The organism is Nocardioides sp. Iso805N, assembly GCF_000364605.1.
Classification (GTDB): domain Bacteria; phylum Actinomycetota; class Actinomycetes; order Propionibacteriales; family Nocardioidaceae; genus Nocardioides.
Genome location: NZ_KB822579.1, coordinates 394,344 through 403,594 on the forward strand (window position 1 = coordinate 394,344; position 9,251 = coordinate 403,594).

The following is a 9,251-nucleotide window of genomic DNA, read 5'->3' on the forward strand; positions in this document are numbered from 1 at the left end:
CCATGGATCACGTCCCCACCCGACAGATCACGAGGTGACCTGAGATGTTCCCCCTGCTCGACATGCCCGGTGGATGGGAATGGCTCATCATCCTGGTGATCGTCATCCTGGTCTTCGGCGCTGCGAAGCTTCCCGAGCTCGCGCGCGGCACCGGTCAGGCGCTGCGGATCTTCAAGGCAGAGACCAAGGGCCTGCGCGACGATGACAAGGACACCAAGCCTGCGCTGACCGCCGAGCAGATCGATCCCAGCGTCGCGGCCCGTCAGGCCGAGCTGGACCGCCGCCAGGCCGAGCTCGACGCCGAGCGCGCTCGCCTGCAGCAGCCTGACGCCTGACCCGGGCCACGGCGTTGTCCCTGTCGGGCGTCGTCGGCATGCTCAGCGGCCGACCCGTTCACCCCGTCGGAGCCGACGGCAAGATGGCGCTCTCGGACCACCTCCGGGAGCTGCGCGCGCGGATCATCAAGGTCGCGTTGATCCTGGCGGTCGGGTTCTGCGTTGCGCTCGTCTTCTACGACCGGCTCTTCGATCTGGTGTACAACCCCTATCTCGACGCGCAGCGCGCGCTCGGTAGCCACCGGACGCAAGGCGTCACGGAGGGCGTCGGCGCCGGGTTCCTGCTCTACTTCAAGCTCTCCGGCCTGGCTGCGGTCGTCGCCACCTCGCCGTTGTGGCTCTACCAGATCTGGGCGTTCATCCTGCCTGCGCTTCTTCCGAGGGAGAAGCGCTGGACGGCAATGTTCGTGGCCATTGCCGGGCCGCTGTTCATCCTCGGAGTTGTGATCGGGTACGTCACGCTACCCAAGGGCGTCCAGATCCTGATCAGCTTCAACCATTCCGGCGTGCTCAACCTGGTGGAGTTCAACGACTACCTGTCGTTCTTCATCCACACACTCCTGATGTTCGGCGTGGCCTTCGAGATCCCGGTCTTCGTGGTCATGCTCAACAAGGCAGGCGTTCTTCCCGCGCGGGTGCTGAAGTCCGCTCGCCCCTGGATCGTCCTCGGCATCTTCGTCTTCGCGGCCGCCGCGACGCCGTCGACCGACCCGTTCACCATGTGCATGATGGCGATCCCGATGTGCATCCTCTACGGCATCGCCGAGGTGATCGCCCGGGTCAGCGACCGGCGCAAGGAGGCCCGCAAGCCGTACGCCGACCTCGACCCGGATCAGCCCTCGCCGCTGCCGTGACACGGTAGCCTCCGCCCGTGACCCGCCGGATCGCCTTCCTCTCCAACCCGCTCTCGGGTCTCGGTCACGGCCATCAGGGCCGCGATGCCCTCATCCGCCACCTCCGGGCCGCCGGAGCCGAGGTGAGTGACCTGGTCGGGCATGACGCCTCGGAGTCGCGCCTCCTGGTGGCGAAGGCCGTCGCCGACGGTGTGGACAGCGTCGTGGTGAGCGGTGGCGACGGGCTGATCCATCTCGCCGTACAGGCGCTGGCGGGGTCGGCGACGGCGCTGGGCATCCTGCCCGCAGGCACCGGGAACGACGCCGCTCGTGCGTTCAAGATCCCGTTGGCGGACCCGCTGGCTGCCGCCGAGGTGGTCCTCCGCAACCGTCGCCGCCGCGTCGACCTCGCCCGCTCCGGCGACAACTGGTACCTCACCGTCCTGGCCACCGGTTTCGACGCCTTGGTGGCCAAGCGCGGTGGGGAGATGCGCTGGCCGCGCAACAACCTGCGCTACACCGCCGCGGTAGCCGTCGAGCTGCCGCGGTTCCGGCCGCTGCGCTACACGCTCTCCCTCGACGGGCAGGAGCGCACCTTGGAGGCGATGTTCGTCTCGGTGGCCAACACCGACTACTTCGGCGGCGGCATGCAGATCGGGGCTGGCGCCAGCTTCGACGACGGCCTGCTCGACGTGATCATCATCAAGCCGCTCTCCCGGATGGCGCTCGTCCGGTTCTTCCCCACCGTCAACAGCGGTCAGCACGTGCACAACCCCGCCTACGAGCGGGTCCGCGCACGGTCGGTGACGATCGCGATCAACCCACCCGTCACGGCGTACGCCGACGGCGAGCGCTTCGGCGAGGTGCCGCTCACCGTGGAGTGCGTGCCCGGCGCCCTCCAGGTGCTCACCTAGTCTCAAGGCTCGCCGCGCTCGCACCTCGACCAACGGCGCGGCGTCGCTGAGTAGGGTTTCAACCATGGGCCCCGCCGAGAAGTACGCCGCGTTCAAGCGCTCCCAGCAGCACCCCGTGTTCAAGGACTTCGCGGACCTCTACGACTTCCCGCTCGACGACTTCCAGCAGCAGGCCTGCCACGAGATCGAAGAGGGCCGCGGCGTACTCGTGGCGGCCCCGACCGGGTCCGGCAAGACCATCATCGGCGAGTTCGCCATCCACCTGGCGTTGGCGACCGGCCGCAAGGCGTTCTACACCACCCCGATCAAGGCGCTGTCGAACCAGAAGTATCACGACCTGGTCCGTCGCTACGGTCCCGAGCAGGTCGGTCTGCTGACCGGCGACAACGTGGTCAACGGCGAGGCACCGGTGGTGGTGATGACCACCGAGGTGCTGCGCAACATGCTCTACGCCGGCTCCTCGACGCTGACAGGGCTCGGCTTCGTCGTCATGGACGAGGTGCACTACCTCGCCGACCGTTCCCGTGGTGCCGTCTGGGAGGAGGTCATCATCCACCTGCCGGAGTCCGTCACGGTGGTGTCGCTGAGCGCAACCGTCTCCAACGCCGAGGAGTTCGGCGAGTGGCTGACCACGGTGCGTGGCGAGACCACCACGATCATCGAGGAGAAGCGGCCGGTGCCGCTCTACCAGCACGTCATGGTCGGCCGGCGGATCCTCGACCTGTTCGCCTCCTCCGACGTGGACGCGGCGGCAGGCTTCGTGAAGGAGGGTGCTCCGGTCAACGGCGAGCTGATGAAGATCGCCCGTGACGACTGGGCCTCCTCACGGCTCAAGGACCGTCGCGCGGTCAAGGGCCGCGGCAAGCCCGGCCAGGGCGCCCGACGCGATGTCGGCAACGGTCGCCGGGTCTGGATCGCCTCGCGTGCCGAGGTGGTGACCGCACTGGAGCGGGCCCGGATGCTGCCGGCGATCGTCTTCGTCTTCAGCCGGGTCGGCTGTGACGCCGCTGTCACCCAGTGCCTGAGCGCGAACCTGCGCCTGACCACCCCCGAGGAGCGCGACGCGATCTTCGAGTACGTCGAGGAGGCATGCTCGGACCTGCCCGACGAGGACCGTCACGTGCTGGGCTATCACGACTGGGTCGACGGCCTCACCCGCGGCGTCGCGGCGCACCACGCCGGCATGCTGCCGGCGTTCAAGCAGGTCGTCGAGGAGCTGTTCCTGCGCGGCCTGGTGAAGGTGGTCTTCGCCACCGAGACGCTCGCCCTGGGCATCAACATGCCCGCGCGCACGGTGGTCATCGAGAAGCTGTCGAAGTGGAACGGCGAGACCCACGCGGACCTGTCGCCGGGGGAGTACACCCAGCTCGTCGGCCGTGCCGGTCGACGCGGTCTCGACGTCGAGGGTCACGGTCTCGTGCTCTGGCAGCCGGGGATGAACCCGCGTGAGCTCGCCGGCCTGGCCTCGACCCGTACCTACCCGTTGCGCTCCAGCTTCCGGCCGTCCTACAACATGGCGGTCAACCTGGTGCACCAGTTCGGCCGTGCGCGCTCGCGCGAGCTGCTGGAGCAGTCCTTCGCGCAGTTCCAGGCGGACAAGGCCGTCGTCGGACTGGCCCGGCAGCTGCACAAAGCGGAGGAGGCGCTGGCCGGCTATCGCGAGGCGGCCTCCTGCGACCGCGGCGACTTCATGGAGTACGCCACGCTGCGACACCGGATCGGCCAGGTGGAGAAGAATGCCAACCGCGAGCGGCGCGCCGACCGCCGTGAGGAGATCGTGGAGTCCCTGGGGAAGCTGAAGCCGGGCGACGTCATCGACGTACCGACCGGGAAGTTCTCCGGTTACGCCGTCGTGATCGACCCAGGCTTCGACGCAGACAACCCCCGGCCCTACGTCGTCACCCTGGACCGCCAGGCGCGCAGGCTGGCGATGATCGACTTCAACACACCCATCGTGGCGCAGACCCGGATGCGGATCCCCAAGACGTTCAACGGCCGCAACCCCCAGATGCGCCGTGACCTCTCCAGCGCGCTGCGCGAGAAGACCCGTGACCTCAAGCCGGTCGAGGCCTCGTCACGACGTACGGGTGGAGCCCGGTCGGCCGTGGATGCGGAGGTCGCCGAGCTGCGCGACCAGCTGCGCCGGCACCCGTGCCACGACTGCCCCGACCGGGAGGACCACGCCCGCTGGGCGGAGCGGTGGTTCAAGCTCGACCGCGACGCCGCCACCCTGCGCCGCCGCGTCGAGAACCGGACCAACACCGTCGCGCGCCAGTTCGACCGTGTCTGCGACGTGCTCTCGGCGCTGGACTACCTGGAGGGCGAGACCGTCACTGACCGGGGCCGCCACCTCATGCGGCTCTACTCCGAGATGGACCTCGTGGCCGCGGAGTCGCTCCGGCTGGGCCTGTGGGACGACCTGAGCCCCTCCGAGCTCGCCGCCGCGCTGTCGGTCCTCGTCTACGAGGCCCGACGCTCCGACGACTCACCGCCGCCGCGACTCCCGGGTGGCCGGCTCAACGACGTCTTCGCCCAGATGGTGCGGGTCTGGGGCGACCTCGACGCGCTCGAGCGGGAGCATCACCTCGACTATCTTCGCCAGCCCGACCTCGGCTTCGCCTGGGCCGCCTACCGCTGGGCCGAGGGCGACGACCTCGACGACGTCCTGACGGTCATCGACCTCGCTGCCGGTGACTTCGTACGGTGGGTGAAGCAGCTGGTCGACCTCGCCGGTCAGGTCGCCGACGCCGCCGCCGGCACACCGCTGCGCAAGACCGCCCGCGAGGTCGTGGACCTGCTCAAGCGGGGTGTGGTCGCCTACTCCTCGGTGGTGGAGTAGCGCGGCTGAACCATGTCACGACGACGACTGCTCGGGGTGACTGGCCACGGCCGCCGGCATGGGCGCTGCCGGAGGACGCGCCGGCGAGGAACGAGCCGCCGCGCGGCCGTAGGCCTGCCCAGGCGGCCGGTGGGCAGGCGCACCGAGCAGCCGTCGGCCAGTCGATCAGTCACCCAGCGCTGCGAGCACCTTGGTGAGTCGATCGACGGGTGAGGCGAGGTTGAACCGCTCCGCGAGCTCGGCCAGCCTCTCCGGGTCGGCCGGGGCATGGGGGAGTGCTGTGCCGGCGCGGTCGAGGTCGACGTCGCGCGCTACCGCGACCACCGTCGGCGCCACCTCCAGGTAGTCCTCGGCAGCCAGCAGCTTGGCCCGCAGGCCCGGCGTCATCGCTGCTGCGGGGTCCAGCGCGGCTGCTCGGATGCCCGCCAGGTCGCCGTACGACGCCAACAGGCTCGCCGCACTCTTCTCGCCGACGCCCTTGACCCCGGGGAGCCCGTCGGAGGCGTCCCCGCGCATGGTGGCGAAGTCGGCGTACTGGGCGGCGCTGACGGCGTACTTTGCGTGCACCCAGGCCTCATCGACGCGCTCGTGGTTGCCGACGCCCTTGGCGATGTAGAGCACCCGCACGCCGGCCGCATCGTCGACGACCTGGAACAGGTCGCGGTCGCCGGTGACGACGTCGACGGGCATACCGGCGTTGGTCGCGAGGGTGCCGATGATGTCGTCGGCCTCGTAGCCGGCAGCGCCGCGTACGGCCAGGCCGAGCGCGGCCAGCACGTCGGTGATGATGGGCACCTGGACCTCGAGCGGGTCAGGCACCACCTCCACGTCCGGCCCCACGGGGTTCTCGGTGACCACGCGCTGGGCCTTGTAGGAGGGGATCAGGTCGACCCGCCACTGCGGTCGCCAGTCGTCGTCCCAGCAGCACACCAGGTCGGTGGGACGGTACTGCTCGACGAGCCGGGCGATGAAGTCGAGGAACCCGCGCACCGCGTTGACCGGCGTCCCGTCGGGGGCCTTGATCTCCGGTACGCCGAAGAACGCGCGGAAGTACATCGAGGCGGAGTCGAGCAGCATGAGACGCGGGGCACTGTCTGGCACTGTGGAATCCAATCATGGAAGGTGGCTCGGCTGGCTACAGTGCCGGACATGAGCGACGACGTGGAATCCAAGGACAGGCTGATCCTGGAACTGCTCGCCGCCGACGGGCGGATGTCCTACACCGACCTGGGCAAGGCGACCGGCCTGTCGACCAGCGCGGTGCACCAGAGGGTCAAGCGGCTGGAGCAGCGCGGTCTGATCCTGGGGTACGGCGCGACCATCAACCACGCTGAGCTGGGCCAGCCGTTGACGGCCTTCGTCGCGCTCACCCTGATCGACCCGCACCTGCCCGACGACTATGCCGAGCGACTGCGACACTTTCCCGAGATCGAGTCCTGCTGGTCGGTGGCCGGCGAGGACTCCTACATCCTCAAGGTCCGCTCCTCGACCCCCGCCGAGCTGGAGACCCTGCTGACCCGGGTCCGGCAGACGGCTCATGTCACCACGCGGACCACGATCGTGCTCTCCACCTACTACGAGAACCGACCCGTCGGGCACGCCGAGATCGCCGACCGGACGATCGCCCGCGCCGAGAGTCTCGCGGCCAAGGCGTTGGCCGCCGAGACCGCCGCGGCTCAAGCCGAGTCGCCGGCCGTCGCCCGTGCAGCGGCCGAGCCTCCGGAGGCGACACCTGAGGGCGCCTCCGCGTAGTGTCCCGAGGTCCCGGTGGTCCAGTCCGGCTCGCGCGGCGTGTCGCGTACGACACGCCGCCCGGACCGAAATCGACTACGACAATTTGTGATCCAGCACACGCAGGCTGACCTGCGGAAACGCACGTTCGTGCAGGTCAGCGGGCGGTTGACGGCGGCGTCCCGGCGAGACAGCCTGTGGCGGTCCGCCCGCGCAGATCGAGGCATGGCGGACCGACGTCCGAGTGGCCGGGGCGGGAGGATGTCCAGCCAGGCATCTGTCCCACGTGGTTCGCGGAGGTCGGTCCACCTTGCTCGAGGGTGGCGCAGAGCCCCCGCTCCGCTTTAGACAACGAGTCCTCGCCCGGCAGCCGGCCGGCCGCAGGATCGGCCCGAGGCGGAGCAGGGGGCGTTCTGCGCCTTCGATCCGGCATTCGCCTCCGCTGCTGGCTAGCCTGTCCCGGTGCCACGCCGCCTGCTGCTCGCCCTCCTCGCCGGCGTGGCACTGTCGCTGGCCTTCGAGCCGGCAACCCTCCCGTGGCTCATCCCGTTGGCGATCGGGGCCCGGCTGCTCAGCCTGCGCGGTCTGTCGGCGCGAGCGGCTCTGGCTCCAGGTGCGGTCTTCGCCGTCGCGTTCTACTTCACCCACATCTGGTGGATGCACGCCGTCGGCATCGGTGCCTGGCTCGCACTCTCGGCAGCGATCGCCGCATTCCTGACAGCTCTGGGTGCCGTCGACGCCGTACTGATGCGCCTGCGGGCCTGGCCGCTCTGGACAGCGCTGTCCTGGGTCGGCGTGGAGTGGGCGCGCAGCACCTGGCCGTTCGGCGGCATGCCGTGGGGGCGGCTGGCCTTCGCCGTCATCGACACCCCGCTCGCGCCGTCGCTGCCCTACCTGGGCACAGCAGGGGTCAGCTTCGTGCTGGCACTGCTCGGAGCGCTGCTCGCCTGGCTCGTGGTCGATCCGGCGGCACGCCGTCGCGCGGCCGTCACGTTGGTGATGCTGTGCGTCCTGCTGAGCATCCCGGTCTGGCACCCCTGGCACGGTCGGGTCACCGGCCACGTCGACGTCGCCGCCGTACAGGGCAACGTGCCGGGCGACGGCGACGTCCTGGACAACTTCCGTGCCATCACCGCCAGCCATGTCACCCTCACCGAGCAGCTCGCCCAGGACGTGGCCGCCGGGAAGCGGCGAAAGCCCGCCTTCGTGCTCTGGCCGGAGAACTCCACCGCGACCGATCCGATGACCGATGCCGACACGAACACCGGCATCTGGCAGGCGGTTCGGGCGATCGACGTCCCCGTTGTCGTCGGCGGCCTGCCGGACGCGCCCGATCGCACGCACGTGCTGAACCAGGGCATCGTGTGGGACCCGGTCACCGGGCCGGGGGACCGCTATACCAAGCACCATCCGGTGCCGTTCGGCGAGTACCTCCCGATGCGCGGTCTCCTCGGCCGGCACAACTTCGGCGGCCTGCGGGACTTCTCCTACGACATGGTCGCCGGCACCCGCCGTACGCCGTTGCGTGTCGCCGACACGCAGGTCGCCGACGCAATCTGCTTCGACATCGCCTACGACGACGTGGTCGACTCCCAGGTGCGCAACGGTGGCCGGCTACTCACCGTGCAGACCAGCAACGCGAGCTTCATCGGCACGGCCCAGATCGCCCAGCAGTTCGCGATCACGCGTGTCCAGGCGATGGCGACCGGCCGCTGGGCGGTCGTCGCCTCACTCAACGGTGTCAGCGGTGTGATCGCGCCCGACGGGCACGTCGTCGCCACGGTGCCGGCGCAGACCCGGGCGGTGCTGGACCAGGAGGTGGCGCTGATCAGCGGCACCACACCTGCCGTGCGGATCGGCACGATCTCCGGTCAGGTGGCCGCAGGGTTGGTGCTGGTTAGGCTGTTCCTCACCCCGGTGATCGGATGGAGAAGGCGGAAGTCGCGACGTGAGTACTGATCTGGGTGCGTTGGGTCGGGTGGTGATGGTGGTCCCGACCTATAACGAGGCTGCGAATCTGGGTTGGGTGGTGGGCCGGTTGCGTCGGGCCGAGCCTGGGGTCGAGGTGTTGGTGGTCGATGACGGCTCTCCTGATGGCACCGGTGCTTTGGCTGATGAGCTGGCCGCGGGTGATGAGCGGGTCCATGTGTTGCATCGCACCAGCAAGGAGGGGTTGGGTGCGGCGTACTTGGCGGGGTTCGGTTGGGCGTTGGAGCAGGGCTTTGACGTGATCGGGGAGATGGATGCGGATGGTTCGCATCAGCCCGAGGAGCTGGGTCGGTTGTTGGTGGCGTTGCGTGATGCGGATCTGGTGATCGGGTCGCGGTATGTGCCAGGTGGGTCGGTGGTGAACTGGCCACTTTCGCGGCAGGTGCTCTCGCGGGGTGGGAATCTCTATGTCCGGTTGTTGTTGGGGATCGGGATCCGGGATGCGACGGCGGGGTTCCGGTTGTTTCGTCGGGCGACGTTGGAGAAGGTGGATCTGGGGTCGGTGGAGTCGGCGGGGTATGTGTTCCAGACTGATCTGGCGACGCGGACGTTGCGGGCGGGGTTGGTGGTGCGGGAGGTGCCGATCGAGTTCGTGGAGCGGGTGCGGGGT

At 69.3% G+C, this 9,251-nt stretch carries 8 protein-coding genes; 7 read left to right on the plus strand and 1 reads right to left on the minus strand.

All coding sequences use genetic code 11. The features are described 5' to 3' along the window. Positions 1 to 44 precede the first annotated feature (44 nt). The 4 genes from tatA (at position 45) to H036_RS0113820 (ending at position 4,921) form a co-directional block, all read left to right on the plus strand. Complete coding sequence (gene tatA, locus H036_RS0113805) at positions 45 to 335, plus strand: Sec-independent protein translocase subunit TatA (RefSeq protein ID WP_017935385.1); 291 nt, start codon at positions 45 to 47, stop codon at positions 333 to 335. Positions 336 to 418: 83 nt separating this feature from the next. Next, a complete protein-coding gene (gene tatC / locus H036_RS0113810; protein ID WP_232421867.1) occupies positions 419 to 1,189 on the plus strand; it encodes a twin-arginine translocase subunit TatC in 771 nt (256 codons plus the stop codon). 17 nt (positions 1,190 to 1,206) lie between these two features. Beyond that, entirely contained in the window at positions 1,207 to 2,082 is an 876-nt protein-coding gene (locus H036_RS0113815; RefSeq protein ID WP_017935387.1) for a YegS/Rv2252/BmrU family lipid kinase, read from the plus strand. Between the two features lie 64 nt (positions 2,083 to 2,146). Next, positions 2,147 to 4,921 (plus strand): DEAD/DEAH box helicase, encoded by a 2,775-nt coding sequence (locus H036_RS0113820; RefSeq protein WP_017935388.1) that lies wholly within the window; start codon positions 2,147 to 2,149, stop codon positions 4,919 to 4,921. A gap of 165 nt (positions 4,922 to 5,086) precedes the next feature. On the opposite strand, the gene H036_RS0113825 is transcribed toward H036_RS0113820, so the two are convergent. Continuing rightward, complete coding sequence (locus tag H036_RS0113825; protein WP_017935389.1) at positions 5,087 to 5,998, minus strand: 5'-3' exonuclease; 912 nt, start codon at positions 5,996 to 5,998, stop codon at positions 5,087 to 5,089. Positions 5,999 to 6,070: 72 nt separating this feature from the next. Between H036_RS0113825 and H036_RS22885 the strand changes: the two genes are divergently transcribed. The 3 genes from H036_RS22885 to H036_RS0113840 all read left to right on the plus strand — a co-directional run. After that, the gene (locus H036_RS22885; protein WP_017935390.1) at positions 6,071 to 6,673 is read left to right on the plus strand and encodes an Lrp/AsnC family transcriptional regulator; all 603 of its coding nucleotides are present in this window, start codon (positions 6,071 to 6,073) and stop codon (positions 6,671 to 6,673) included. Between the two features lie 441 nt (positions 6,674 to 7,114). After that, entirely contained in the window at positions 7,115 to 8,611 is a 1,497-nt protein-coding gene (gene lnt / locus H036_RS0113835; protein WP_017935391.1) for an apolipoprotein N-acyltransferase, read from the plus strand. Between the two features lie 25 nt (positions 8,612 to 8,636). Next, positions 8,637 to 9,251: polyprenol monophosphomannose synthase (locus tag H036_RS0113840; RefSeq protein WP_026146051.1), on the plus strand; the 615-nt coding region annotated here is incomplete at its 3' end.

Coding starts and splice junctions, on each gene's coding strand:
- tatA (WP_017935385.1), top strand. CDS start 45: ATGTTCCCCCTGCTCGACATGCCCGGTGGATGGGAATGGCTCATCATC.
- tatC (WP_232421867.1), top strand. CDS start 419: ATGGCGCTCTCGGACCACCTCCGGGAGCTGCGCGCGCGGATCATCAAG.
- H036_RS0113820 (WP_017935388.1), top strand. CDS start 2,147: ATGGGCCCCGCCGAGAAGTACGCCGCGTTCAAGCGCTCCCAGCAGCAC.
- H036_RS0113825 (WP_017935389.1), bottom strand. CDS start 5,998: ATGCTGCTCGACTCCGCCTCGATGTACTTCCGCGCGTTCTTCGGCGTA.
- H036_RS22885 (WP_017935390.1), top strand. CDS start 6,071: ATGAGCGACGACGTGGAATCCAAGGACAGGCTGATCCTGGAACTGCTC.